General features: G+C 43.5%; 24 protein-coding genes. 8 read left to right on the forward strand and 16 right to left on the reverse strand.

Annotated features, from left to right (window positions below):
* Positions 1–53: 53 nt before the first annotated feature.
* From B5Y67_RS23655 to B5Y67_RS23675, 5 genes are all read right to left on the reverse strand, one after another.
* Entirely contained in the window at positions 54–1466 is a 1413-nt protein-coding gene (locus tag B5Y67_RS23655) for a HAMP domain-containing sensor histidine kinase (RefSeq protein WP_088228829.1), read from the reverse strand.
* Entirely contained in the window at positions 1444–2139 is a 696-nt protein-coding gene (locus B5Y67_RS23660) for a response regulator transcription factor (protein WP_088228830.1), read from the reverse strand. Before B5Y67_RS23660 ends, B5Y67_RS23655 begins: the two co-directional genes overlap by 23 nt.
* Before the next feature lie 220 nt (positions 2140–2359).
* Positions 2360–2572 (reverse strand): hypothetical protein, encoded by a 213-nt coding sequence (locus B5Y67_RS23665; RefSeq protein ID WP_088228831.1) that lies wholly within the window; start codon positions 2570–2572, stop codon positions 2360–2362.
* Between the two features lie 64 nt (positions 2573–2636).
* Positions 2637–3905: a hypothetical protein gene (locus B5Y67_RS23670; protein ID WP_088228832.1), complete on the reverse strand. Its 1269-nt coding sequence runs from the start codon at positions 3903–3905 to the stop codon at positions 2637–2639.
* A 97-nt stretch (positions 3906–4002) separates the two neighbouring features.
* Entirely contained in the window at positions 4003–4968 is a 966-nt protein-coding gene (locus B5Y67_RS23675) for a phosphodiester glycosidase family protein (RefSeq protein ID WP_088228833.1), read from the reverse strand.
* Positions 4969–5162: 194 nt separating this feature from the next.
* Here B5Y67_RS23675 and B5Y67_RS23680 point away from each other — a divergent pair, with 194 nt between their 5' ends.
* Positions 5163–5936 (forward strand): hypothetical protein, encoded by a 774-nt coding sequence (locus tag B5Y67_RS23680; RefSeq protein ID WP_088228834.1) that lies wholly within the window; start codon positions 5163–5165, stop codon positions 5934–5936.
* A gap of 6 nt (positions 5937–5942) precedes the next feature.
* On the opposite strand, the gene B5Y67_RS23685 is transcribed toward B5Y67_RS23680, so the two are convergent.
* Positions 5943–7160 (reverse strand): ABC transporter permease, encoded by a 1218-nt coding sequence (locus B5Y67_RS23685; protein ID WP_088228835.1) that lies wholly within the window; start codon positions 7158–7160, stop codon positions 5943–5945.
* Between the two features lie 466 nt (positions 7161–7626).
* Here B5Y67_RS23685 and B5Y67_RS23690 point away from each other — a divergent pair, with 466 nt between their 5' ends.
* From B5Y67_RS23690 to B5Y67_RS23710, 5 genes are all read left to right on the forward strand, one after another.
* A complete protein-coding gene (locus tag B5Y67_RS23690) occupies positions 7627–8247 on the forward strand; it encodes a DedA family protein (RefSeq protein WP_088228836.1) in 621 nt (206 codons plus the stop codon).
* Positions 8248–8354: 107 nt separating this feature from the next.
* Positions 8355–9233 (forward strand): hypothetical protein, encoded by an 879-nt coding sequence (locus B5Y67_RS23695; RefSeq protein WP_088228837.1) that lies wholly within the window; start codon positions 8355–8357, stop codon positions 9231–9233.
* Between the two features lie 90 nt (positions 9234–9323).
* Complete coding sequence (locus B5Y67_RS23700) at positions 9324–10052, forward strand: ABC transporter ATP-binding protein (protein ID WP_088228838.1); 729 nt, start codon at positions 9324–9326, stop codon at positions 10050–10052.
* Positions 10052–10795 carry an ABC transporter permease subunit gene (locus B5Y67_RS23705; protein ID WP_088228839.1) on the forward strand — a complete coding sequence of 248 codons (744 nt, stop codon included), beginning with the start codon at positions 10052–10054 and terminating at the stop codon, positions 10793–10795. Before B5Y67_RS23700 ends, B5Y67_RS23705 begins: the two co-directional genes overlap by 1 nt.
* 158 nt (positions 10796–10953) lie before the next feature.
* Positions 10954–11550, forward strand: coding sequence for a phosphatase PAP2 family protein (locus B5Y67_RS23710; RefSeq protein WP_088228840.1), 597 nt, complete (start codon positions 10954–10956; stop codon positions 11548–11550).
* Between the two features lie 153 nt (positions 11551–11703).
* Here the strand turns inward: B5Y67_RS23710 and B5Y67_RS23715 are convergent, their stop codons facing one another.
* From B5Y67_RS23715 to B5Y67_RS23730, 4 genes are all read right to left on the reverse strand, one after another.
* On the reverse strand, positions 11704–13260 hold the full coding sequence (locus B5Y67_RS23715; RefSeq protein ID WP_088228841.1) for an ABC-F family ATP-binding cassette domain-containing protein: 1557 nt from the start codon (positions 13258–13260) through the stop codon (positions 11704–11706).
* Between the two features lie 18 nt (positions 13261–13278).
* Positions 13279–13434: a hypothetical protein gene (locus B5Y67_RS25505; RefSeq protein ID WP_088188452.1), complete on the reverse strand. Its 156-nt coding sequence runs from the start codon at positions 13432–13434 to the stop codon at positions 13279–13281.
* Between the two features lie 63 nt (positions 13435–13497).
* A complete protein-coding gene (locus B5Y67_RS23725) occupies positions 13498–15501 on the reverse strand; it encodes an ABC-F family ATP-binding cassette domain-containing protein (RefSeq protein ID WP_088228842.1) in 2004 nt (667 codons plus the stop codon).
* A 207-nt stretch (positions 15502–15708) separates the two neighbouring features.
* Positions 15709–16992: an L-serine ammonia-lyase, iron-sulfur-dependent, subunit alpha gene (locus tag B5Y67_RS23730; RefSeq protein ID WP_088228843.1), complete on the reverse strand. Its 1284-nt coding sequence runs from the start codon at positions 16990–16992 to the stop codon at positions 15709–15711.
* Positions 16993–17208: 216 nt separating this feature from the next.
* On the opposite strand from B5Y67_RS23730, the gene B5Y67_RS23735 reads away from it, so the two are divergent.
* The gene (locus B5Y67_RS23735; protein WP_088228844.1) at positions 17209–17445 is read left to right on the forward strand and encodes a YkoF family thiamine/hydroxymethylpyrimidine-binding protein; all 237 of its coding nucleotides are present in this window, start codon (positions 17209–17211) and stop codon (positions 17443–17445) included.
* Between the two features lie 114 nt (positions 17446–17559).
* Here B5Y67_RS23735 and B5Y67_RS23740 read toward each other — a convergent pair whose 3' ends face one another.
* From B5Y67_RS23740 to B5Y67_RS23755, 4 genes are read right to left on the reverse strand one after another with little or no spacing between them, the layout of a single operon-like run.
* Positions 17560–18927: a GntP family permease gene (locus tag B5Y67_RS23740; protein ID WP_088228845.1), complete on the reverse strand. Its 1368-nt coding sequence runs from the start codon at positions 18925–18927 to the stop codon at positions 17560–17562.
* 47 nt (positions 18928–18974) lie between these two features.
* Positions 18975–19979, reverse strand: coding sequence for a 4-hydroxythreonine-4-phosphate dehydrogenase PdxA (gene pdxA / locus B5Y67_RS23745; RefSeq protein ID WP_088228846.1), 1005 nt, complete (start codon positions 19977–19979; stop codon positions 18975–18977).
* A gap of 19 nt (positions 19980–19998) precedes the next feature.
* On the reverse strand, positions 19999–21330 hold the full coding sequence (locus B5Y67_RS23750) for a four-carbon acid sugar kinase family protein (protein WP_088228847.1): 1332 nt from the start codon (positions 21328–21330) through the stop codon (positions 19999–20001).
* A 34-nt stretch (positions 21331–21364) separates the two neighbouring features.
* Positions 21365–22126, reverse strand: a complete 762-nt coding sequence (locus B5Y67_RS23755; RefSeq protein ID WP_088228848.1) for a DeoR/GlpR family DNA-binding transcription regulator — start codon at positions 22124–22126, stop codon at positions 21365–21367.
* Positions 22127–22355: 229 nt separating this feature from the next.
* Between B5Y67_RS23755 and B5Y67_RS23760 the strand changes: the two genes are divergently transcribed.
* Complete coding sequence (locus tag B5Y67_RS23760) at positions 22356–23408, forward strand: Fic family protein (RefSeq protein WP_088228849.1); 1053 nt, start codon at positions 22356–22358, stop codon at positions 23406–23408.
* A 160-nt stretch (positions 23409–23568) separates the two neighbouring features.
* Here B5Y67_RS23760 and hutI read toward each other — a convergent pair whose 3' ends face one another.
* Both hutI and ftcD read right to left on the reverse strand, forming a co-directional pair.
* Positions 23569–24828 carry an imidazolonepropionase gene (gene hutI / locus B5Y67_RS23765; protein ID WP_088228850.1) on the reverse strand — a complete coding sequence of 420 codons (1260 nt, stop codon included), beginning with the start codon at positions 24826–24828 and terminating at the stop codon, positions 23569–23571.
* Positions 24829–24879: 51 nt separating this feature from the next.
* Positions 24880–25776 (reverse strand): glutamate formimidoyltransferase, encoded by an 897-nt coding sequence (gene ftcD, locus B5Y67_RS23770; protein ID WP_088228851.1) that lies wholly within the window; start codon positions 25774–25776, stop codon positions 24880–24882.
* Positions 25777–25817 lie beyond the last annotated feature (41 nt).

Consider the following 25817-nt stretch of genomic DNA (forward strand, 5'->3'; position numbering starts at 1 on the left):
TTCGAAGCCCAATTATAGGTTATAAACGTAATGCTATTGACTAACCTCACAGGTCATACTTTGGCATCCCTATTGTACGGCAGATCCACGCAAAACCGAGCTCCATGGGGTTTCAGATTTTCTGCCCAAATCTTTCCTCCGTGGGCGTAAACAATCCTTTTGGCAATACTTAACCCAAGACCATGTCCCGGAATTTCGCGGGAACGGGCCTCATCAACCCGGTAGAATCGGTCGAAAATCAACTTCAGAGCATCAGGCGGAAAACCGGGCCCATTATCTTCGATAATAATCCTTACATTATCTTCGACATTCTGTAAACATATCCTGATCAGCCCGCCTGTCGGCACATATTTGCCGGCGTTTTCCAGAATGATTCTGATCAGCTGTTTAAGATAGAGAACATCTCCCTTTAACTCGATATCCGGAAGCAGGTCATATTTAACTGTAAAGGAGCGCAGAAAAGGCAGATCTCTGGCGCTTTCAATAATAAGCTCACTCAAATTATGAGGAACCAAATTCAGATACAGTTCTTCCCGAGCCAACGTCAAGAGATTTTCCACTAATTTCGTCATCATTGTTGTCTCTTCAATCATAGCGGTGGCAGAATCACGCACAATGACGGGGTCTTCAGCTCCCCAGCGCTGTAAAATATCTGCATGCCCGCGAATGACCATCAACGGAGTGCGAAGTTCATGGGAAGCGTTAGCTACAAATTGCTTTTGCTGTTGAAATGAAGTTTCTAACCTCTGCAGCATATGATTGAAATTTTGGCCTAACAAATCGAGTTCATCCCCGCTTCCCCGCAGCGGCAGACGCCGGTTAAGATCATTAGCTGTTAAGAGCGAAATCTCCCGATTCAGCTCAGCCAGTGGGGTCAGTACTTTCCGGGATAAAAACAAACCTCCGAGGGAAGCCAACAACAAGGCAGAACCGCCCAGCCACAGCAACTGGCGTAAGAGCACAGTTTCGGCGAGTTCTACATCTTCCAAATCGGCCGCGCCTTGAAGCGTACCTATTAGTTTCCCGCCGGACATTATCGGCCGGGCCATATAATAGACATCTTTGCCGTCAAGGTTCCTGACTTCAGGACCAGCCTGTTGTTCAATTGGCAGCAGAATCTGAACATTACCTCTTTTTTGGACTACCTTTCCCTGCAAGGAAGTCAGTTGTATTGTCACACCTTTGGGGACATTGTCATTTAATGCCTCAGGATCACGAATATCTCCCGCCTGCCCGTCCGCGGAATCATCCAGTGAGCCGAGAACACGAGAAACGGTAGTCTCAAGAACTTGCTTTTTTTCTCTATGTAAATCCTGGCTATTACCCCAATATGTGATTGTCGAGAGAATAAACACTGTCAAAAGAAGCAGGAGAATATACCAAAGTGTTATCTTCCAGGCTAAACCCCATTTCAATCCAGGCAGCCGTAATTTCCCAATCAACCTAGTCCTCGGCTCGTAGGACATAGCCCACTCCCCTCACCGTATGAAAATAATGAACTCCAAAGCGTTCATCAATCTTGCCGCGTAAAAAGCGTACATATACATCAACGGCATTCGATTCCCCATAAAAATCGAACCCCCAAACATTTTCCAGAATATGCTCCCTGGACAAAACACGGTTCGGATGCTCTAAAAACATGGTCAATAATTCAAATTCCTTTTTTGTCAAACTAATTTCCTCACCTCGAAAATAAACCTGATAGGCTTGAGTATCAAGTTCAAGTTCGCGAAAGGTTAATTGGCCTGAATTTTTCTTAAGCGGCGGATTTTTACGCCTTAATACGGCGCGAATCCGAGCCATTAATTCATCCATGGCAAAAGGTTTTGTCAAATAATCATCAGCGCCAAGATCCAAACCAAAGACTTTATCCTGAACTTCATCTTTGGCAGTCAAGAGCAGAATTGGAGTATCCTTGCGTGCTCGAATTTCTTTGCAAATTTCATAGCCATTGAGAAAAGGCAGCATAAGGTCCAAAAGGATGACGTCCCATTCCTGCGTTAAGGCCATATCAAGCCCCATCCTGCCATCCGCTGCCAGCCCAACCCGATGTCCATGATGTTCTAATTCTAAAGCGATGACTTTAGCAATAGCACGATCATCTTCAACCAATAATATACTGAGAGTTGTTTCCAGCATAATATCCGACAATCTCCTTCGTATCGCCATTTCCATGGCAACTATTATTCTGCGCTCTCTGATTTCTACTCTTAATTTCTAAGATAAAGCATACTGAATCTATCTTAAATTCGCAACCCAACCATTAATTTTCCATTACTCGGATTGGAATCGCACTATTCAACTTCGGCGAGGGTTCAAAGCAGACAACGCTGCTGCCTTGAACCCCCGACATAGCAAGTTATGCTAGATGATCGATCTTGTTTCCTAAATGGCTTGGACTTGCCATATTTGCCGTCTTAGCTGATGTAGATTGAGATTGAGATTGAGCTTCAGCCATCCGCTCACTTATGCTTTCCCTGGCTTCTTCGCTGGCGCCTGTTCTCGCTGGAACACTTTGGTTAACCATTGCCATTCTGGGCAACATACTGTTGCTGCCGATTCCTGTGATCATTTAATCCACCTCCTTTCATTCTTAATCTTAATCTTAATCTTAATCCTTTAACATTAAAGGAAGATTAAGACTGAAGTGGTTGTAACTCTACCAAAGTGGAGGCTCCTTGCTTGGTCAGTTGAATGAGCTCAGCACCATCTGCCGAGATATAATTCTCATCCCCGTGCAATTTAACCTCATTTAAATGACCTGAAGTTTCAATATAGGCCGTCTGCTGATTACAGATTATCATTTGTCCTTTAGCACCAATCAGGGTACTCGTACTGCTGCTATACGGAATCGTGCCTTGCCATTCAGTCGTCAGTGAGGGCCTGTTCGTCATGTGACTAAGGTCAGGTGTAGTTTTGATCTTTAGCAGTTGATTGTCTTGTACCTCTCCGATATACACTTTTCCATCTTTAATTCCTAGTATTCGATCATTATTATTTTCAGAGATAATTTGCCGTTTGCTGCCGTCGAGAGCGATAATCTGATGAACACCGCCTTGGTTACTGTCCATGAAAAGAGTCCCATACCGATCCGAAGCTGCCATATTGTCAATCGTCTCTCCTGTTCTGCTTAAAGTACGGACATTTTTCATTACATCTATTTCTAAAAGCAATTCTTTCGAGGAACTCTTAACAGTAAGGTACATCAAATTGGTGGATGTAGAGACAACAAGGTTTTCAATTTTGCCTCCTGCAGGGAACGAGTTTATCGTTTGATTAAACCGGTCGTCAGGAGCAGTAGTTTCATCACTATTAGGGAGATCCAGGGAGTAAAGCTCAGTAATTTGCGAATTACCATAGCGCTTTACAAGCTGAGGTGCCCCAGTTATCTCTTTAGTGACCGTTTTGGGAACTTCCCGAACAAGCTTTTGATTGGGATCGTCTGTTTTCGGCATTACCTGAATAGAACCAGACGTTGAAGCCGGTACTTGAATCGTTCTTTTGGAAGGATAAACAGTACTATAGGTGACCGGATGAGGATTTTTTTTGGCATAAAAATAGAGTAACATGTTGCGGTCCGGCAGCCATTGATACATAAGAACGCCTAAACTTTTATCATTGACAGGCGGTGCCTTTTGAAAGACTACTTTATTCTGTTTGAGATTAAAAACCTTCAAGGTACCGTTTTCCGTATAAGCCAAATAATCCTTGGCATATGAAATTTTAATATTTGTAAGATTGGCGGCAGGAATAGTAGCCTTAAGCTGAGTAGTAATCGGTTGAGCAGTAACCCCAAGCGGCGATATAACACTTTGAACTTGGTTATTTAAGATATAGTAACCACCAAATTGCAGCAACACTGAAATCAATGTCCAAATAAAAATAATGCGTATTCTCTTCCTCATTCGAGATTTCTCCTTTTTTATTATGCGGAAACTGCCTTAACGTTAGCAGGCCGAGCCTTTCTGTAAAACATAGCTGACAGTAGAACTGCAGTGGACCCTAGGGAGTTACAACAAAGGCAGTGGGAATATAGCGTTCCCCGAAAATATCCCAGAGCTTGTTCTCGACTTGTCCATTATAGACAAGTTCAGATGAAGAGCCGCCGTCAAGATTGACTGCATTGACTGCATGATAATTTTCGAAAACATTCATCAAGTCCCGTAAGGTCGCTCCAATGCTCCAAGTTGGCTGTCTGCCGTCAATCACCACAAAAATAACCGTTCCATCAGCCATTTGCCCGATTCCGGTGCGGGGTGCAATCCCCCAGCCACCATCTCCTGAAATAACAGGGTTTCCATCGACAATTAAATTCGGTCCAAAGGTGACCGCTTCAAGGATATGTTTCTCGGCTACTTGTGCTGCAGTCATATTGCCAATGATCAATTTGCCCTGATCATTAAACCCTACAATGTTAACCGCCTGATTGCCCACATTATTATGGACTATTTTTCCGTTTTGCACTGTGAGTCCGTCCGGAAATGCTCCGTTTCCTTTGCCATTGGGATCGTAGAATCCACCCGCATTAATACCGGCAACCGCTCCCATGTCCTTTACAAGATCACTGACTCTTTCACCCGTTACCCCAATCTCTTTGGTAACCGCTACCTTCACTCGCTTCGGGTCTTTAATCAGCATTACTTTCCCCTTGAAGCTTGGACCTTGAATATCTTCAATGGTAATACCGGAACTGGCATCAGCCATTACTTCTTTACGCCCAATGGTTTGACTGCTGCTAACTCCTTGGGAATTATTCAGATTCATAATTCGGTCGATTTCTGTTTGGGAGAGAAATGCCTTGACAACCTGAGGATGACGGGAAGTATAAACAGAACCAACCGCCATTACTTTAAGTGCCTGAAAAGGACCCCAGAACAAAATAAACGGAGCTAAGAGCACAAGAAGGATGAGGTTATAGGCTAAAAATGTGATAATTACTTTCACTCGAATTCTACGTTTTCTTTTCATGAAAGAATGTCTTCCCCTTTTCTAAACTAAATCACTGAGAACTGCTCAAATCCAAAAGATATGCTATTTTACCACCCAAAGATTAAAGCAAGATGAAAAATGACGAAAATTGATTAATCCAATAAATATGAGACTTCCTGGGAATACTTCTATTAACAGATTTTGGTTTATTCTGTAATAGGAGAGAAGATACCATGAGAAAAATACCTGAAATTACTCTTTTCTTTTGGATCATGAAAATTTGTGCTACTACTTTAGGAGAAACAGGCGGGGACTTACTATCCCAGACGATCAATGCAGGGTATGCTCTTAGCTCTCTGATTCTGATTAGTTTCTTTATTGTCACTGTGGTCTCCCAGCTTTTAGCAAAAAAATACCGTCCTTGGCTTTATTGGACGGTCATTCTTTCTACCAGTACTGCAGGAACAACCATGTCGGATTACATGGATCGCACCTTAGGTTTAGGGTATGGAAAAGGCTCGTTCATTTTGATTGTCATTTTGCTAAGTATTTTTCTGATATGGCATTATAGCGGTTGTTCCCTCTCGGTTGGGCAAATCAATACGCTTAAAGTTGAGTTTTTATATTGGATCGCAATTCTTTTTTCCAATACGTTAGGTACGGCTTTAGGTGACTTTCTTTCCGATAGTTCAGGCCTTGGTTTTGCAGGAGGAGCTCTTTTGATTGGCGGACTGCTTTTGGGCGTCGTCTTAGCTGTATATTTTTCGAAAATTTCACGTGTCTTTTTGTTTTGGGCGGCCTTTGTTTTGACTCGCCCCTTTGGGGCAACGATGGGCGATTTCCTGGTCAAAACTCATCAAAAAGGCGGGCTTAATTTTGGAACAGTCGGATCTTCTGCGATCCTTGCGGCCATTTTAATGGTTTTTCTCATTTACACAACACTCAGGGCAAAAACAAATCTCTGTACAGATGACCTGGTATTGAATGAGGAGCTTGATGCAGAATAAATTAACTTACTCGAACCTTAAAGCATCAATCGGATCCATTGAGGCAGCTTTCCGTGCAGGGAATACGCCGAAGATAATACCAATAGCGGCGGAAAAACCAAAGGCTACCAATACAGAAGATAAAGAAATACTGGTGCTCATTTTCAGCGCCGTTCCTATCAACAGAGAGCTTGCGGAGCCAAGGACAACCCCGATGCCTCCACCCAAAACACTTAGCACAATAGCTTCAATCAGAAATTGCAATAAGATATCGCTATGCTTTGCTCCGATGGCCTTACGAATCCCAATCTCCCGAGTTCGTTCTGTCACTGAAACTAACATGATATTCATGATACCAATTCCCCCAACCAAGAGGGAAATGCCTGCGATTCCGCCAAGGAGCATGGTCAGAGTTTGAGTTACCCCTTGCATGGAGGCCAAAACATCCGCCTGATTCTGAATAGTGAAATCATCTGCTTCACCATCTTTAATTTTATGAGCTTTGCGCATGTCTAAGGTAATCTCATTTTGTGCGGTTTGCATTAAATCCGGGGAGGCAGCCGAAATCAATATGCTGCGTAAGTTTTTCTTTCCGACTAAACGCTCCTGAACAGTTGTTATCGGTGCAAGAATCATATCATCACTGCTCTGAAAGCCCGTTGACCCTGTACTGGTTGTTACTCCAATGACTTGAAAAGGCACGCCGTTGATCTTGATGTTCTTGCCAATGATATCGGCGTTGGGATCTCCCATAAGATCATTGACTACATTCGGGCCCAGGACAGCAACCCGGGCAAATCTATCTACATCGTTTTGGGTAATAAATCTGCCTCTAGCCATGGTGACGTTTTTAATATATTGGTAACTCTCATTGGTCCCGCTAATTTGAGTTGACGTGTTTCCGGCACCCAATACTACCTGATAATCATTATCCGTATAGGGGGCTGCCGCTTTCACGGCAGCGTCTAATTTGATCTCATCGAGATCACTAATTGTCAGAGTTGTCAAACTGCCGGCTCCCCCGTGAACTCCTCCGAAGTTAGTTCGTGCAGGGCTAACGGTGATAAGATTCGAACCGAGTCCCTGAATTTGCGATGTGATTTGTGCAGTTGCGCCATTACCGATGCCGACCATGGCTATGACAGCTGCTACCCCGATAATCATCCCCAGCATTGTCAAAGCCGACCTTAGCTTATTTGCCCGCAAAGCCCTGAGAGAAATCCTGATACTTTCCAAAAAGTTCAACCCTATTACTCCTCCTTCATCTATAGGCCCTTAAAACAATAAATCTCATGCTTAATTTTGCAAATGTGTACTGCCGTTTCTCCTCAAATTCTGAAACATCTTCTGTTTATAGATTTGTTATGTAAGTCGAAGGATGAATTGTTCCTCCTCCATAACCTTACTATTAATGTCTTAAAAACAGCTTAAAAAATAAAATTTTATTCCCCTTGTCCACTGATAATAATAAGGGCCATTTAAAAATTTTTAATTCAGAGATAAATTCTAAGAAAAATTAAAGGTTGGTACTTTATCATAGGGATGAACAAGGTAAATCAAACATAAATTTGCCTTACAGATTTTAGAGGTTCGAAACTTGTTATTCAACATTTGTTACGACGGCAAACTCTTTTTTGGAGGTGAAGGCGATATCATAGGACATTTGACATTTAGTTAAAGAGCCTAAGAAATTGAATTTAGGAGAATCGAAGTGGAAACTATTCTATCCCACCTTGGGCAATTTGTTGTCAGTGTTATATCTTTATTCGGTTATCTAGGCGTTTTTCTGGCCATGGCCATTGAAAGTGCCTGTATTCCCTTACCCAGTGAGATTATTCTTCCTTTCACCGGTTATATGGTCTTTCTCGGCCGTTTCACTCTATGGCAGGCAACCCTGGCTGCTACTTTAGGCAACCTCTTTGGAGCACTTATTGCCTATTATATCGGACTGTGGGGAGGCAGACCGTTCATTAAGAAGTTTGGACGCTATATTTTTATCCGCGAGCGGGAATTGTCCAAGACCGAAGAATTATTTGAACGACGCGGCGAATTAACCGTATTTATTGGCAGGCTCTTGCCGGTAGTACGAACCTTTATCTCCCTACCCGCGGGAATCGCAGGAATGAACGCATTCAAAATGGCTGTCTACACTGTTGCCGGAGCCCTGCCCTGGTGCTTAATGCTGATTATTACCGGCCAGAAACTGGGGGAAAATTGGAATACCCTTAAACCACTGTTTCATCGTCTCGATTTAATCGTTGCTATTCTGATTTTGATGCTGGTAGGTTTCTGGATTATCCGAAAGAGAAAATCGCCGAAGTCTAAAAGATAGTCTATGGAGAATTAAAGGATCACCATACTCTCACGTTCTGAACATAACATAACAGATCAATCTTCCTTGATTAAATCTATTTACGCTAATTAACTGGAGGCAAAAAAATGAACAAAAAAACTATTGCCATGGCTGCGAGTCTAGCCATTGGCGGATCCCTGCTTTTTGGAGCTGTGTTAACAAACGCTTCTCAATTATCCGGCTATGAAACCTATAAAAATGCTGTAAAGGATACAAAAAATCTCCAGAATGAAACCATCGATTTGAAAGCTTCCCTTACGGATAATGGCGAGAGCTTGCTAAACGTTACTTCAAATTTAAAGCTTAATGAAAGCTCTAATGCCATGAGTAAAGTAACTGCCATAACTTCGGGTAATACGACCCAAACCGAAAGCAGTTATGAACAGGACGGAAAACGAATCACCAAAAACAGTAATAGTGATCAATACTTTGAACGAGACGACAGCCATTTTAATTCAAGCACTATGAAAGAAAGCCAAAATCCTGTGGTTGAACAAAGTATGGAAGTTGTGGTCGATACCTTGGCAGGAAGCATGCAAAGTAACGTAAACACTACCGCCAACCCAGACGGAACAAAAACCGTCGCCATCAACCTGGGGGAAAATGATGTAACACCTCTCGTCAACGCCTTAACTTCGTTAGCTTTCACGACAGAAAATCACAGAGGTTCCTATCATAACGAAAGCAATAATGCGAATGACACTAAAAATTTAAAGAACGTTATTCCTCAGCTGCAAAGCAATATCAAAGTTGTGAGCGTTACTTCTACCGGGAGTATCAATAAAGACGATATTATTACAAACCAGACTGCAACGATCGTGGTTTCAGGAACAGATGCTCAGGGAACTCAGCATGAACTGACCTTTAATCTTAATTTGAATCTGTCCAATATTAACAACACTACACCTGATAAAATTGATTTAACAGGAAAACAAGTAACAACCATGTCATTTCACAAAGAGTAACTCACCATCTAGTTATAAACAAGAATGACAGAAAATGAGCAATCTTATTTGCTCATTTTCTGCTAAATTAACAAAAAATGGGTGAAAATAATGGAAAAGGTATTAGAAGTGGCTGGGCTCACGAAGATTTACAAGAATGGACGCGGAGTGAAGGATATTACTTTTGACGTTTGCACGGGTGATATCTTCGGCTTTTTAGGTCCCAATGGGGCAGGCAAAACCACGGTCATGAAAGGAATTACAGGATTAAATACAATCCAAAAGGGACACGTTAAAATATTAGGCTATAACTTGGACTCCCAGTTTGAAAACGCCATGAGAAATGTCGGTGCAATCATTGAAACCGCTGACGTTTATGAATATATGAGTGCCTATGAAAACCTAAAATTTATTGCTCGTTTCTATCAAAATATTCATGAAGAAGATATCGATAACATTCTTGAATTGGTGAATCTGACAAACTATAAACAAGAAAAGGCAAGCAAATTTTCCCTTGGTATGAAACAAAGACTGGCCCTTGCCAGGGCTTTACTGCCAAATCCTAAGCTGATAATTTTAGACGAACCCACCAATGGCTTGGACATTGAAGGTACGGTCCAAATGCGGAATCTTATCAAGGAACTCGCCGCGAAAAGAAAAATGACTTTCTTCATTTCTAGCCATTTGGTTCATGAAGTTGAACTCATGTGCAACAAAGTTGCCATCATTCATGAAGGAAAGCTTGTTAACAACGGCGTATCCATCGAGAGCATTAAAGAATCTTATCATTCCTTAGAGGACTTCTATTTGAATCAAGTGACGGAAGGAGGAACGGTCTGATGGATAGCCTGAAAGCAAATATCATCAACGAAGTTCGAAAATTATTCCTGAAGAAAAAGACGATAGTATACCTGGTGCTCATGGCTATAATGAGCTTTTTAACAGCCTTCTTTATAGCAACCATTCAAGCTAAACTCATTTTTATTGCTGTCAATTCCTTCAGCTATCCCTTAATGCTTTTAGCCATCTTTACGAATATTTTTCTGCCTTTATTTGTTTTTATGGCGGCCTCAGATTTATTCTCCGGCGAAGTAGCAGATAGAACGTTAAAGCTGGTTCTAACCATGCCGGTCAGCCGTTTCAAGATCTATCTTTCGAAAATAGTGGCCGTCAGCATTTATGTCATTTTGAATTTCATCTTAATCTTTCTTGTTTCCATGCTCTCTGCTTTTTGCTTAAAGATAACTATAACCAGCATCACAAGTGTAGTCGTTGGCTACTTAGCCGACATTATTCCGGCACTCATTTTAGTTATTTTCGCATCATTTATTGCCCAATTTTTCCGGAGCGGAAGTACGGCTCTCATCAGCTCGATCTTCATATTTATTGGCATCAAGGCCTTGTCACTCTTTAACACCTTGTTAAATAACAACATTTTTACCACCTATTTAAATTGGTACTCATTGTGGCTTCCAAACGGAACAAATCTTTTACGAGGGCTAAACTTATTGCTGCTCCTCTTAGCTTATGGAATTATCTTCTTTACCGTCGGATACTACTTATTTGACAAAAAGGAAATATAACCGCTGAACCTGTGTTATCTATTCTTTAATCCAGTTTTTAATCTGTTTTTAATATTCATGTTGTATCATACTGCCTAACGCAAAAATACAGGCATACGCTTCTAACAAAGAAAAGAAGTACAACCAATCCTGTAACATTTTAAGGAGGAACCCGCTCAATGAACTCATTTGACCTTCATGGATACCATCTGTTAAACCAATTTGCCGGCCATCACGCAATACTTGATACGATGTTTTCTTTTTTCGCCCAATACTCGCTTGAGCTGTATATCGTGCTCTTTATTATCGCCTGGTTTTCCATGCCAAAATCCGAAATTAAACAACGGCATGCCCTTCTTATTATGGGCCTCTCCGGTGTCTTAGGACTCATCATGAACGTCCTGATATCACACGTTTACTTCCGTCCGCGCCCTTTTACGGTGCTTCAGAAAGGGACGTTTACTCAGCTTATTCCCCATAGTGCAGACGCGTCCTTTCCAAGTGATCATACCACCGGAAGCTTTGGATTTGCGGCCGCGTCCTGGGGAAAGGCACCCCGATGGATTACAACCAGCTTTACTATTTTAGCCATACTCAACGCGGTTGGCCGCGTGTATGTCGGAGTGCATTGGCCAACCGATGTCATTGCCGGAATGATTATCGGTACGCTCTGCAGCCGATTGCTTTGGAAATTTAGTTCATTCTTTCAACCAATCACCGATTTTGGGCTGCGCTTATTCCATTACGGAGCAGTTGAACGAAATGCTCTCAAGTAGCGGATGAACTATAAGATGAGCTATATGTAGAAAAGCAATATGGAAATTCAAACTATAAAGCCCCTGATGCCGTTCATTATGCATTAGGGGCTTTATAGTTATTTTGGTTATTTTTAATAAATTTGAACAACCAGACTCCCTCAGAGATAATTGCTAAACAATCTTTGTCGTCCACTCTTCTAAATTCCAGACATCCGTCACCCAATCCTCATAAAAATCAGGCTCGTGGGAAACAAGAACCACTGTTCCGCGATAATTCATAATCGCCTTTTTCAGTTCTGCTTTGGCTTCTACATCCAGATGATTCGTCGGTTCGTCAAGAACCAGCCAATTCACATCTTTAAGCATTAGCTTACATAACCGTACTTTAGCGTTCTCTCCCCCGCTCAAAACCATCATTTTGCTGGAAATATGCTCGCTGGTTAAACCGCACTTAGCTAAAGCACCGCGGACTTCGGCATTAGCCATGCTGGGATACTCATCCCAAACCTCTTCTAAGGCCGTCTTCTCATTCTTGCGGCTCGATTCCTGCTCGAAATAACCCGGATACAGGTAATCCCCAAGTTCCACAACTCCGGAGATCGGCTCGATAAATCCCAAAAGGGTCTTGAGCAGCGTCGATTTGCCCAGTCCATTAACCCCGCGAATCGCGACCTTCTGACCGCGCTCCAGCGTCAAATTCAAGGGACGGGTCAAGGGTTCATCATAACCTAACACAATATCTTTGGCCACGAAAATCATTTTTCCCGGTGCCCGGGCTTCACGAAACTTGAAGGTCGGCTTAATCTTTTCCTTTGGTTTCTCAATCAATTCCATCTTATCCAGCTGCTTCTGGCGGCTCTTAGCCCGACCTGTCGTGGAGATCCTTGCTTTATTGCGGGCAATAAAATCCTCCAGGCGATCAACTTCCTTCTGCTGTTTATCATAGGCCTTAAGCTCCTGCTGTTTGCGGGTTTCGGCAAGCTGGACAAATTGCTCATAGTTCCCGGTATAGCGAGTTAAACTGGCATTTTCCACATGATAAATGACATTAATCACATCATTTAAGAAAGGAACATCATGAGATACCAGAATAAAGGCATTTTCATAGTTGATCAAATAACGCTTCAGCCACTCAATATGCTCAGCATCCAGGAAATTTGTCGGCTCATCCAGGATCAGGATAGTAGGGCTCTGAAGCAAAAGCTTCGTCAATAAAACCTTCGTTCTCTGCCCACCGCTTAAATCAGTGACATCTTTGTCTAAACCGATTTCACCCAATCCTAAACCATTGGCGACTTCTTCGATTTTGGCATCCAGCATATAAAAACCATTGTGTTCCAAAATGCTTTGGATTTCCCCCACATCATCCAGAAGTTTAGTCATTTCCTCTTCTGAAGCGCTGCCCATACGGTCATATAGGGTCATAATCTCCGCTTCTAAATCAAACATCCCTTGAAAAGCTTCTTTAAGGGCATCGCGGATCGTCTTTCCTTTGCTTAGGACCGAATGTTGATCCAAATATCCGACGGTAACCCGGTTTGACCATTCGACTTTTCCTTTATCAGGCATCAGCTTCCCGGTAATAATATCCAAAAAGGTAGTTTTTCCTTCTCCGTTAGCCCCCACCAGGCCTACGTGTTCTCCTTTTAATAAGCGGAAACTTACCTCTTCCAGAATCCTGCGCCCGCCAAAACCATGACTCACGTTTTCTACATTTAAGATACTCATTGACCCTTACTTCTCTCCTTACTTATCAAACATGCCTCCGACTTTGCGTCGTTTAATGCCTTTGCGCGTTTCACCAATCTTTTGAGTTGACTTAACGGGGCCTCCCTGCTGCGAACTCTTCAGTTTTTTAGCGGCAAGAATCTTCTTCATCTGTTCAATTGTCTTATCATCCATTAATTTATCTCCTATCGATCTAATTTGCCTCTTTGCTCTATCTGATTTTTCTTTGTCCATTCATCAGTTCTTTACTTTGCTCTGAGCAATTTTCTCAGCCAACTCATTTAAATAGGTCCAGCGCTCAATCAGTTCATTGAGCTTGCCTTCCAACTCCTGCTGAGCCTTCGCTAACTCATTTAGTGTTCCAAAATCACTGCCCGCCTCATTCATCTTTTGCAGATTAATTTGCAATTCCTCTTCAACCTGAGCGATGTGCTCATCGATTTGAGCAAATTCCTGCTGCTCCTTAAAGGTCATTTTCAGAGGACGTTCTTTTCTCCCTTCACCCGTTTGGCTATCCCCTTGACCTCCTGCACCAGTACTTATGCCGGAAGACTTCGCGGAACTATTCCCGGTCTTGTTCGAATTGGCGATCGCCGCTCGTAAGGCCGCTTGCCGGGCCTCCTGAACTCCTTCCTGAACTGCAGCGTAGAGCTGCTCCCGATAATCCGAATAGTTTCCCACATATTGTCGAATCAAGCCTTCTCCCTCAAAGGAGAAAATCTTCTCCGCCATCCGATCGAGAAAATAGCGGTCATGGGAAACAGCAACAACAGCGCCCGGAAAATCATCGAGATAATTCTCCAGGACCGTCAAGGTCTGAATATCCAGATCATTGGTAGGTTCGTCCAAGAGAAGGACATTCGGAGCTCCCATTAAAACTTTTAAGAGATAAAGTCTGCGTTTTTCTCCCCCGGAAAGCTTACGAATGGGAGTCCACTGGGATGATGGCGGAAAGAGAAACCTCTCCAACATTTGCGAGGCCGTCAAAAACCCGCCATCCCCGGTCGGAATCACCTCTGCTACAGCTTTGATTTCCTCAATCACACGCCATTCCGGATTTAAAGTCGCATTTTCCTGAGCGAAGTACCCGATTTTGACCGTTGAACCCACATCAATAACGCCCTGATCCGGGCTTATACGACCCGCCAACATGTTCAGCAGTGTTGATTTTCCGCTCCCATTCGGACCAATAATACCTATCCGGTCATTGCGCAGCAAAACATAATTAAAATCTTTAATGACAGTCCCCCGGGTCGGAAACCCCTTTTCCACCGCCTGACATTCGAGGACTTTTTTACCCAAGCGAGAAGCCCCGGCAGTGATTTCCAAGCGATCGTTGTTTTCTGAAGGTTTTTCAGCCTGAAGCTTTTCAAAACGTTCGATCCTGGCCTTTTGCTTCGTCGAGCGAGCCTGAGCCCCTCGGCGCATCCAGGCCAGTTCATTGCGCAAGAGGTTTTGGCGTTTTTTCTCGCTGGCCTCTGCCTGTTCCTCCCGTTCCACTTTTAACTCCAGAAAACGGCTGTAATTTCCGGGATAAGGATACATCCTGCCTTGATCCAATTCCAAAATGCGCCCTACGACACGATCAAGAAAATAGCGATCATGTGTAATCATGACTAAGGCACCTTTGCGTTTATTCAAATATTGTTCCAGCCAATCCACCGTATCATTGTCAATATGGTTGGTGGGTTCATCCAAAACTAAAATATCCGCCGGATTGATCAGGGCACGGGCCAAGGCGACACGCTTTCGTTGTCCCCCGGACAATGTTCCCACAACCAAATCAAACTTGGTAATCCCTAATTTCGTAAGAATTGTTTTCGCTTCATTTTCCAGCTGCCAGGCATCCAGCTCGTCCATCCGTTGACCGAGGGCTATTACCTCTTGCTGAAGCTTGGAATCCTCCGGCTGGTCATTTAATCGTTCCAGAGCGCTTTCATACTCGCGCAGCAATTTCATAACAGGGGAATTTCCGCGAAAAACCTGTTGTAAAACTGTGGCCTGATCGTCAAACTCAGGATTTTGCGGCAGGAACTCCAGCTTGACGTTATTGCCCATAGTAATACTGCCTTGATCAGGCGGCTCAACCCCCGCCAGAATTTTAAGCAGAGTCGACTTACCCGTTCCATTTACCCCAATGATCCCGATCTTTTCCCCTTCATCAATGCCAAAGGAAAGATCCTGAAAAAGGATCTTATCACTATAACTCTTTGTCAGATTTTCAACAGTCATGATATTCATATTCGTTCCTCCAAATATCTCATTATATCATGCTTTCCGTCAGGATTCCCGCACAAAAGTCCCATAACGATGTCGCCGCCTTAGGACATTCGCTATGGGACTCACTCTTTAGGTTTCTTTACGTTTCTTGAGCTTATTTAAAGTAGTTACTTAACAAGAAAGATTAACTAAAAGATTTGATTAAAAAGTTTATTAAAAATTTAAAAGTCAACCAACTTTCTTATTAACCATGATATCAAGAATAATCCGATCCACTTCTTTGGTGCCTTGAGTCGCGAGGCGGCCAAGGTTAGCTATAGTTTGTTCGGCTGTCTGCTCAATAATGCCGTCGGTGGACTGAATGGCAAGCCCCTCCATCGCCATGATCGCGGACTGCACCGCAGTGCTCGTGCAGGTTGACAATTTCAGAGCACATCCGGCCTTTGCTCCATCACAAAACATCCCGGCCACATTACCCTGCATATTCTGGATAGCCCTTTGAATTTCATTCTTACCGCCGCCAAGCAAATAGGTAATACCGCAGCTGGCACCGGTACCCGACGCTGTTGCTCCGCAAAGGGCCGAAAGACGGCCGATTTTAGTCTTGATATAGATGGCGATGAGATTGCTTAGAGCCACGGCCCGTATTAATTGATCCTCGGCAGAACCTAATTTTTCCCCCACAGCCACAACAGGTAAGGTAGCTGAAATCCCTTGATTTCCGCTGCCTGAGTTACCCATGACAGGCAGGGGGCACCCCGACATTCTGGCATCAGAAGCACCAGCCGTTAAAGCCATAGCCTGGGTGATCAAATCATCCGCAAATAAGCCTTTACGGATATTCTCCTTGATCGTTTTGCCAACTTGTAAGCCATACTCATTGAATAACCCTTCTAAACCAATGGTTTTATTCAACTCTATCGCCTTCTTGATAATCGTCAAATCCTTAGAGTTTACTGCCTGCACAAAGTCCCAGATCGAGTCAAGAGATAAAAAGGAATACTCCGTCTCCTCGTTGTCATCCTTCTCCTCCTCAGGCAAAGTATTAAGAAGCGTTTGGCCATCGACTTGGATAAGAACAACACGGGTATGCTCATCAGCAACAACAACTCTGGCAAACGATTCAGGCGTCGCTAAAATCACTTCAATATATAGCTTCTTTGAGGTCTCTGCAACCTCGACAGTGACTCTTTCTTCCCTAATCATGGCCTTAGCCTTCTCAATATCGAGTGAACTCAGACCTTCCAGAACTTCCAACCCTTTAGTACAGTCTCCCGCGATTACTCCCAAAGCAGCAGCTAAATTAACGCCGCTGTTCTTTGTCCCGGGAATAGTGACAGACATTGCATTCTTAATAACGTTAGCACTTGCAAATACGTTTACGGACGTAACCTCTCCTCTGACATACGTCTTAGCTAAAGCGGCGGTGTAGGCAATGGCCATAGGCTCAGTACATCCTAAAGTAACGACAAGTTCCTTCTCCAGAAGCCCTAAAAATTCAACATCATTCACTAATTATCCCTACTTTCTCAGCTAAACTAAGGGTATTTTAATCTATTCTTCCCGATTAGAGAAAACTCCTTTATTTACTATTTATAGTATAGCTGATTTTTACTTTGTTTAAAACGAGAATACGAACCAACAAAAACAATAATAGATTCATTGAACTTGGGAAGGCTATTTTAGGATCAAAAAAATCTTGAGTAAGTTAAAGGAGGGTTACCGCTTATGTTATGTGCCGAAGTATCTGTATATCCGCAAAAAACGAATAGTTCCAGCGATGTCATCAACAAATCAATTAGCTCTCTGTCCAACGAAAATATCAAGTACGAAGTTGGTTCACTCAGTACTCACATCGACGGAAATGACGAACAAGTATGGAATGGCATCAAGAAAGTTTTTGAAGCTGCCAAAACCTCCGGAGAAGTCAGCATGGTCGTAACTATTTCCAACTCAACTCATTAAAAATCCCCAAAGAGAACCGCAATTGCGCAAATAACCTAAGAATCCTCTGGAAGCCTCTCACCAAGGCATCCAGGGGATTCTCAGGTTTCAGAATCATGCTGAGATTAAAAATAATTAACCAAAAATTGCATTAATGATTAGTAATTCAACGAGTCCAACAGCCCAGAAAATAGTCGTGGTCACTGACCATATTCTAATTTGTTCCTTGGCATCTTGTATACCCAGCATACGGTTTACAACCCAGTAGTAACTGTCATTAAAATAAGAGAAAATCAGAGAACCCATTGCGCAAGCCATAGCAGCAAATACCGGATTGACATCTAAAGTCGCGATAATAGGAGCAGTGATCGAAGCTGCAGTAATCATAGCAACAGTACCGCTGCCCTGAATGAGCCTAACCAGAGAGGCAATGACGAAGGGCAATAAGATAGCCGGAAGTGAAGTGTGGGCGATCAGCTTAGCAATATAATCTCCTGCTCCGCTGTTTCGCAGGACCATTCCCAGTGCTCCGCCACCGCCGGTAACCAGAATAATAATACCGGCCGATTTAACACCTTGTTCCATTTTCAAAATAGTTTCTTGGCGAGACATTTTATTGGTAAGGCCATAGATAGCTGTCAATAATCCTATGCCAACAGCAATAACGGGCGCACCCAGAAAATTGATCACGACAGCAATACTTCCTGTTAACTTAGCTGCCGTGGCCACCGTACTGAACAAGATTAAAATAATGGGAACAATAATCGGAGCAAAGGCCATAAACGCTGACGGCAAATTGTCATCGTTCTCTAAATTAAAGTTATGTACCGGTTCTTGATAAGCAGGTCTCTCCCAACTCTCCCCGTCCTCAGAGGGCACCTGATATATTTTCTTACCAATCCAGCGAGCATAAATAATGGCAGCAATCGTCATAGGAATAGAAAAAACAATTCCCCATAAAATCATACTTCCCACATTAATTTTAAAGAGTCCGGCAACACCCACAGGCCCAGGAGTCGGCGGGATTAAGGAGTGGGTAATAACCAATCCTGAAGCCAAAGCTACACCGAGTGTGATCACTGATTTTTTAGTTTTCCGGGAAATTGCCTTAGCCAGAGGCGAGAGGATGACGAATCCAGAATCACAAAAAATAGGGATGGAGACTAAAAATCCGGTAATTGCCAGGGCAATTTCTTCTCTGCCCTTGCCCAATCGTTTGACAAACGTTTGAGCCATTTTTTCGGCGGCTCCGGAGGCCTCAAACAGTTCACCCATCATGACCCCAAAACCAATAATGATTCCAATGCTGCCAAGGGTGCTGCCGAAACCACTGGTAATAGCATCGATAACTTTGTTCGGCGGCATCCCCCCGATAATACCTGTTGCTGCCGCTGCAATAATAAGAGCAGGGAAAGCATGAATCTTGGTTTTTAAGATCAGAAAAACTAAAACAATAATTCCAATAACCAGTCCGATGATCATCTGACTTCCCGCAACTTGCATACCCTTTTCCTCCTCAATAATTGTTTATCTAATATCAGTGAACTCGTTCAGCGGATACTATTGAAGCTAGGCGCATAATCTGCCGCCAGACGAATGGCTTCAACCATGCTGACCTGACTGACCTTTCCTGTACCGGCGATATCAAAAGCAGTACCATGATCCACGGAAGTTCGAACAAAAGGCATGTTATTTGTCACCGAAATTGTCCGTTCAAAATCGACCATCTTAGTGGCAATATGCCCTTGATCATGATAAAGGGAAAGAACCGCATCAAATCTTCCCAGTAAGCCAAAATGAAACACCGAGTCGGCAGGAACCGGGCCAACCACATTAATACCCTTAGCCTGGGCCTCTTCAATGGCCGGGGCTATCTCTCTCACCTCTTCATCCCCAAAAAGGCCATGTTCGCCGCTATGGGGATTTAAACCGGCAACCGCGATTTTAGGATTTTTAAGACCCAAAACACGAAGAGCTTCAACACATCGTTCAATAAACTCGAAAACACTTTCTTTAGTTATCAGTTCGCAGGCTCTCTTGAGAGAAACATGCCTGGTTAAAAAGAAAACGCGCAGATTATGGACCTGAAACATGGTTAAAGGATTTTTGGTCCTGGTTAAATCCTCCAATATTTCCGTATGGCCAATGTAAGGTATTCCTCCGGCTTTTAAGGATTCCTTATTGATTGGAGTCGTAGCAATAGCCTCAACCTTATTTTCCAAGGCCAAGTCTGTAGCGGCCTTAATATATTGGAAGGCAGCTTTGCCGGCTGGAGCTTGAACTTTCCCTAATTCCAACTGGTCGATATCGATATTTTTGAGATCAATCAAGTCAAGAGTTCCTTTAACAAATTTCCCTTGCTCCGGTTCTTCGACAGTATTGATTTCCAGGAAGATCTCACAGATTCTCATAGCTTGTTCGAGGGTTTTTCGTTCTCCAATAACAATGGGCCGGGCATACTCATAGACATGCTCATCATTCAAGGCCTTGACGATTATTTCCGGTCCCACTCCGGCGGGATCTCCCATCGGTATTCCAATTAACGGCTTCATCATTTGCTCCATCTCCAGTTAGTTATTTTTCCGGGTTCAAGTAGTATTCATTGGATACTTTGGTCAAGAGATAATCAACACATTTGCAAATAGCATTGTTTTCTCCTACCAAACCGCCTTTAGTAATAATCGGGGTATTGTCATAGTTTCCTTTACTAATTCTGCCATAAACCGCTAAAGGAATAACCTCGTCTTTAACTTCTATGCCCTTGGCCTCCAATTCTTTGCAAACTGCAACCGTAACATCACCTCCACTGGTATACAGCCCGCCTATAGCTGAATGACTTTCAGCTAAAACTTTGCTTGTTATCTTAGCTAAACCATTGCAGATTTTTTGAGACACCTCATCTTCAGTTATTTGGAGTTCCTGGGCAATAATTTTCAGGTCCAGGATTTCTTCCTCAAAGCCGCCGGAAACGACTCCAATCACATTGTAATTATGAATTTCTTTAATCAGATTTTCGGCCACCCGGTCAATCTCTGCCGCAGAGGTTTGGTCATTAAGAAGTTTTGGGGCGGCAACATCGACCAACAAAGCCGGATGGTTTAGCTTAAATTCCTCCAGCTGTACTCGGGTCAGCTCGGTTATACTGCCAATGGTCAGCATCACTTTTTGTCCGGGTCCTAATTTAGGCTGTCCCAAAAGTTGAAGAGCTAAAGCGGCGGAAAAAGGTCCGGGATCTACAGCGACAGTCTTAAGCTTAGACTCCCGAACTGCCCTGGCTATATTAGAAATATCCTCATCGGTAGTTGCATCTACCACAATGACTTTTTGACCCATTTGCTTTTCTTTGAGAAGTGCATCTTTAATGGCCTCGACGCCGCGCAGAGTTTTAGCTAAATCTATGAATCCGACGTTTTCTCTCAATTGACATTTAATTAAATCTACAATCTGAGAGGTATGAACGGGTGATTTGGGATCTCTGGCTACGCCTGTTTTTTCCAAGGGGACAGAATTTACCATCAGGTAACCGCCGATGCTTACCCGTCCGGAACCAGGAAAAGCCGGAACCACTACGGCAATGGTTTCGTCAGGCAAATTGTCCAAAACTGCGGCAATTTCCGCACCAATGTTGCCGCGCAGAGTACTATCGATGCGCTTGCAAAACAACCCAACGTCTGTTCCTGTATCCTGAAAAAACCGAACCGCTTCTTTGACTCTCTCGTAGGCAGTATCTTCATCAACGCCTCTGCTGTCGGTATTAATGGAAATGACATTCAAACCTGCATTCTCTTGTTCATCGTATTGATGCAAATCCAAAAAAGTTGCAGTCTTAAAACCTTGTCTGGCCAGCAGGACACCCGTTGCGTTAGCTCCTGTTAAATCATCGGCGATAATAACAACCTTTGGCATTAACTTCAGCTCCGATCTCAAATTCCCTCAAGACTTAAACTTGCCTTATCTCAAGATTGAAGTCTTTAATTTTGGTGACTGTTTCCTCATCCAGGTTACAATCGGTAACAATGATATCCAGATCATCTAAGTCACAAACCTTAGAGAAACTTCTTTTGTTAAATTTACTGCTGTCGACGACTAAAACACGGGTGGCAGCCGACTTGAGCATTTGTCTTTTGACATCAGCTTTTTCTAAAGTCGGGGTACAAACGCCCTTTTCCAAATCAATAGCATTAGCTCCGACAAAACAGATATCTCCGTTGATTCCCTGCAAGAACTCGGTGGATTTTGATCCCATACAGGTACCTGTCCGATTCTGGACATAACCTCCGGTACATAAAATTTGGAAATCCGAATGATTAGCAAGATAAGCAGCAATCATAACATCATTGGTCACAACCGTAAGATCTTTTTTACTCGTTAGCCTTTTGACAATCTCCATAGTGGTGGTTCCTGAATCCAGGAAAACGATCTGTCCGTCCTGTACCAGGAAAACTGCGTACTCGGCAATTCTTTCTTTTTCTTTTTTATGGCTGATACTTTTGTGTTTGTAGGGTACTTCAGCAGCTAAACGAGATTTTAGGACCGCCCCGCCGAACGTGCGAGTAATTATATTAGTGTCTTCTAAATGGTTAAGATCCCGCCTTATCGTCATGGGGGTAACATTTAAATGTTTGGCCAATTCTTCCACAGTTGCACTTTCGTGCTGCTCCAGGTACTGCATTATCAAGTCTCTGCGCTCAATCTGAAACATAATTCGCACCTACTATTTGTTTATTAGTGTTCTGTTGTGTTCGAGTACTAATGTCATTGTTCTACATAGTTCTATTATGTTTATTAATGTTCATTATACCACTTTTCACTCATTTGTAAATGTATATAATAATCAAAAAATTTACTCGCAACTATATTGGTATATTTTATGTATATTATATATATAATTTGTGGTAATATTATATATATAATAGGGGGTAAATATTACAATGATGTCATTCAGAAATGATAAATTACAGGGAATGACTTGGTCTAATGAGACAATGCAGCTTATAAGCAGAATCCAAGAATATAAAGGAAAACAGGGCCTTTTTAAACAACAACAACCAGAGGTACTTAGTGCATTGCAAAAGTCTGCAATTATTCAAAGTACTGAATCAAGCAATCGGCTGGAGGGGATAATCGTATCCGCCAAACGATTAAATTCCATTGTCAATAAGAACGCTATGCCACAGAACCGACTGGAATCAGAAGTGGCAGGCTATCGCGATGTCCTGGCAACAATTCATACATCAGCTGTCTATATGAACATTAAGTCCGGTATTATTCTTCAATTACATCGTGACCTTATGCAGTATGCCACAGAGTCAGGCGGCCGCTATAAAACAAGTGAAAATGAAATCACAGAGACACTCCCTGATGGAACTAAACGAGTGCGCTTTATTCCTGTTCCGGCTTGGAAAACAGCCGAAGCAGTTGATGAACTGATAGCTTCTTTTCTTAGAGAACGAGAACAGGGAACAATTAATGAATTGATTCTCATAGCTGCTTTCATTTTGGACGTTCTTTGTATTCATCCTTTCCCGGATGGGAACGGCCGCCTGGCACGCTTATTGACTCTGCTCCTGCTCTATCAAACCGGTCACGAGGTAGGGCGTTATATAAGTCTGGAAAAGATTGTTGAAGAAACGAAAAACCAATACTACGAGACGCTGGAGCAATCATCCAAAAGCTGGCATGATGGCAACCATGATCTAAAGCCATGGCTTAACTATTTTCTCGTAGTCATCCTCAAATCCTATCAAAAATTTGAAGAACGAGTAGGACAGATAACGTGTTCTGATCAACGCAAAGGATGGAAAGCCCAAAAGGTACAGGACGTTATTGACCACTTTATCGCCGACTTCACTATTCACGATATTCAAGATAACGCTCCCGGCGTCAGCAGGCCAACGATCCAAAGAATACTTAATAGACTTGGCCAGGAAGGAATTATCGAATGCATCGAACGAGGACGTAATGCCCGTTGGCGAAAACTTTAGGATATGGATATGGATATAAATCGTAAGCTGAAAACAAACAAAACAGAGCCTTGCGGACTTCAGAATTAGAAGTTCACAAGGCTCCTTTTAATATTAAGCAAATCTCAAAAAACACAATTGATCCCAGAAGAAAGCAGCCTCACCCACAAAAGTGGACTCATTAAACTCTCCAGACGATCCTGCCGTTCTTGATCACCACATCAACAGGATTATTGCCAAAATGGTAGGGTAAATAGTTGAGATTAGGAACATTCAGAACTAAGATGTCTCCTTGCTTGCCGACTTCCAGGCTGCCTGCCTGAGCGGCTCTGCCCACCGCATGGGCCGCATTGATTGTTGCCGCTGTCAAAGCCTCCTCAGGAGTCAGGCGAAGATAAAGACAGGCAAGAGTCAGAACAAAAGGCATTGATTCCGTCGGCGATGACCCGGGATTGCAATCTGTCGCCACAGCAACAGGCACCCCTGCTTCGATCATTGCCCGTGCCCGAGCATAAGAATTTTTAGCAAGATTAAAGGAGGTTGCCGGAAGGAGAACAGCAATAACTCCCCGTTCGGCGAGAGCCGCAATGCCTTCATCAGAAGCCTGCAGCAGATGATCGGCGCTGATGGCCTCCAGTTTGGCCCCTAATTCAGCGCCTCCGGAAGCTTCTAATTCATCAGCGTGAATTTTAAGCTTTAAGTTCAAATCCTTGGCTTTGCTTAAAATTCTTTTACTTGATTGGACACTGAAAACTCCCGGCTCACAGAAAACATCACAAAACTCTGCCAGCCCTCGGGAAGCGACTTGAGGCAGCATATCCTCCACAACATAGTCCGTATACTCATCTTCAGTATAACCAGAAGGGACAGCATGGGCGCCCATAAAGGTTGGAACGAGGTCCAAATCCTGCTCCATATTTAATTCCTTGATTAAGCGTAACATTCTCAGCTCTTCCTCAACGGTAAGTCCATAGCCGCTCTTAACTTCTGCCGTCGTCGTTCCATGACTTAACATAGTCTTAAGACGACTTCTGGTTTGCGTTTTTACCTCCGCATCAGAAGCCAGCCGCGTATCCCGGACCGTTGCATGAATTCCTCCGCCTTGCTGAAGAATTTCCATGTAGGGTACACCTTTTAATTTCAGGGATAACTCATTTTCCCTCGAGCCTGCATAAATGACGTGGGTATGCGGGTCAACAAACCCGGGTGTTACCACTTTACCCTGAGCATTAATTTGCACGGTATAGGGGCCTACCCATCCCTCTGCTAAAATATCCTCTGTCGAACCCACCGCAACAATCTGACCTTCGCGCAGGGCTACTGCGCCGTTTTCAATCAACCCGATCTCCGCCATTCCCTCTCGACGAGCCGGAGAGTCAGAGTGTCCTCTCATCGTCACCATCATATCTGCAGAATGGATCACAAGATCTGCGCTCGGCATGATATCATCTCCTCTAGAATCTGATCCATAGTTCCTTCTAATCCTAAAATCCTAAAACCCAAAAACCCTCTTCTCTAAGAGTTGCTCGCTGGAAAAATCGTGCAGCTTCAAGTAATATGTTGCCGCATCAAGCATAGCATCCAACGGAACAAGCCCCACGATTTCGCTGCCGATAACCGGAACGCCGTAATGGGCCGCTTCCGTTTGAATGAATTCCATGGCCCGATGGAGCGGAGTTCCCTGGGTATCAACCATGTTCATAGAGATTTGAATCATGCCCTGCTCAGAAAGATCGATCCCTAAGGCCTTAACATTGACAAACCCCCCGGAACTGCCGCGGATTCCTTTGGCAATCGCTTTGCCGATCGCTAAATTTGTTGTCCCCAGATTGACATTAAAGGCTACCAAAGGAGGCCGCGCACCAATGGCGATCGCTCCGGCTTTTCCCAGAACACTCGGTCCAAAATCCGGAGTGCGCTCCGGTGTTTCAATACTCTCTTTCAGTCCCTCGTACTGTCCTCTGCGTACATCGGCCAAATTCCGGCGTTCCGGCCGCGTTGCCGCTTTCTCATAGAGATAGACCGGAATGGACAGCTCCCGTCCAACACGTTCTCCCAATCGTTTGGCCAGATCCACACATTCCTCCATAGCCATGCCCCGAACCGGAACAAAAGGAACAACATCCGTTGCTCCCATACGAGGATGTTCACCTTGATGCTGGTCCAAATCAATCTTTTCGGCGGCTTTAACAATCAACCGCCAGGCAGCCTCCAGCACTTTCTCCGGCTCACCGATCATACTGATAACGGTTCTATTATGGTCGGCATTACTCGAATAATCCAGCAAAGTAACGCCCGGTACTTGTCTCACTTCAGCAATGACTTCTTCGACAACCTCCGGTCGTCGTCCCTCACTGATATTAGGAATACATTCTACGATTTTTACCACCATTAATCCCCCTAAAAAACTCTGCTTCTCTTTCATGACAT

This window comes from Desulfosporosinus sp. FKB (assembly GCF_002196705.1).
In the GTDB taxonomy this organism is placed as follows: Bacteria; Bacillota; Desulfitobacteriia; order Desulfitobacteriales; family Desulfitobacteriaceae; genus Desulfosporosinus.

Coding starts and splice junctions, on each gene's coding strand:
- B5Y67_RS23655 (WP_088228829.1), bottom strand. CDS start 1,466: ATGTCCTACGAGCCGAGGACTAGGTTGATTGGGAAATTACGGCTGCCT.
- B5Y67_RS23660 (WP_088228830.1), bottom strand. CDS start 2,139: ATGCTGGAAACAACTCTCAGTATATTATTGGTTGAAGATGATCGTGCT.
- B5Y67_RS23665 (WP_088228831.1), bottom strand. CDS start 2,572: ATGATCACAGGAATCGGCAGCAACAGTATGTTGCCCAGAATGGCAATG.
- B5Y67_RS23670 (WP_088228832.1), bottom strand. CDS start 3,905: ATGAGGAAGAGAATACGCATTATTTTTATTTGGACATTGATTTCAGTG.
- B5Y67_RS23675 (WP_088228833.1), bottom strand. CDS start 4,968: ATGAAAAGAAAACGTAGAATTCGAGTGAAAGTAATTATCACATTTTTA.
- B5Y67_RS23680 (WP_088228834.1), top strand. CDS start 5,163: ATGAGAAAAATACCTGAAATTACTCTTTTCTTTTGGATCATGAAAATT.
- B5Y67_RS23695 (WP_088228837.1), top strand. CDS start 8,355: ATGAACAAAAAAACTATTGCCATGGCTGCGAGTCTAGCCATTGGCGGA.
- B5Y67_RS23700 (WP_088228838.1), top strand. CDS start 9,324: ATGGAAAAGGTATTAGAAGTGGCTGGGCTCACGAAGATTTACAAGAAT.
- B5Y67_RS23705 (WP_088228839.1), top strand. CDS start 10,052: ATGGATAGCCTGAAAGCAAATATCATCAACGAAGTTCGAAAATTATTC.
- B5Y67_RS23710 (WP_088228840.1), top strand. CDS start 10,954: ATGAACTCATTTGACCTTCATGGATACCATCTGTTAAACCAATTTGCC.
- B5Y67_RS23715 (WP_088228841.1), bottom strand. CDS start 13,260: ATGAGTATCTTAAATGTAGAAAACGTGAGTCATGGTTTTGGCGGGCGC.
- B5Y67_RS25505 (WP_088188452.1), bottom strand. CDS start 13,434: ATGGATGATAAGACAATTGAACAGATGAAGAAGATTCTTGCCGCTAAA.
- B5Y67_RS23725 (WP_088228842.1), bottom strand. CDS start 15,501: ATGAATATCATGACTGTTGAAAATCTGACAAAGAGTTATAGTGATAAG.
- B5Y67_RS23735 (WP_088228844.1), top strand. CDS start 17,209: ATGTTATGTGCCGAAGTATCTGTATATCCGCAAAAAACGAATAGTTCC.
- B5Y67_RS23740 (WP_088228845.1), bottom strand. CDS start 18,927: ATGCAAGTTGCGGGAAGTCAGATGATCATCGGACTGGTTATTGGAATT.
- pdxA (WP_088228846.1), bottom strand. CDS start 19,979: ATGATGAAGCCGTTAATTGGAATACCGATGGGAGATCCCGCCGGAGTG.
- B5Y67_RS23750 (WP_088228847.1), bottom strand. CDS start 21,330: ATGCCAAAGGTTGTTATTATCGCCGATGATTTAACAGGAGCTAACGCA.
- B5Y67_RS23755 (WP_088228848.1), bottom strand. CDS start 22,126: ATGTTTCAGATTGAGCGCAGAGACTTGATAATGCAGTACCTGGAGCAG.
- B5Y67_RS23760 (WP_088228849.1), top strand. CDS start 22,356: ATGATGTCATTCAGAAATGATAAATTACAGGGAATGACTTGGTCTAAT.
- hutI (WP_088228850.1), bottom strand. CDS start 24,828: ATGCCGAGCGCAGATCTTGTGATCCATTCTGCAGATATGATGGTGACG.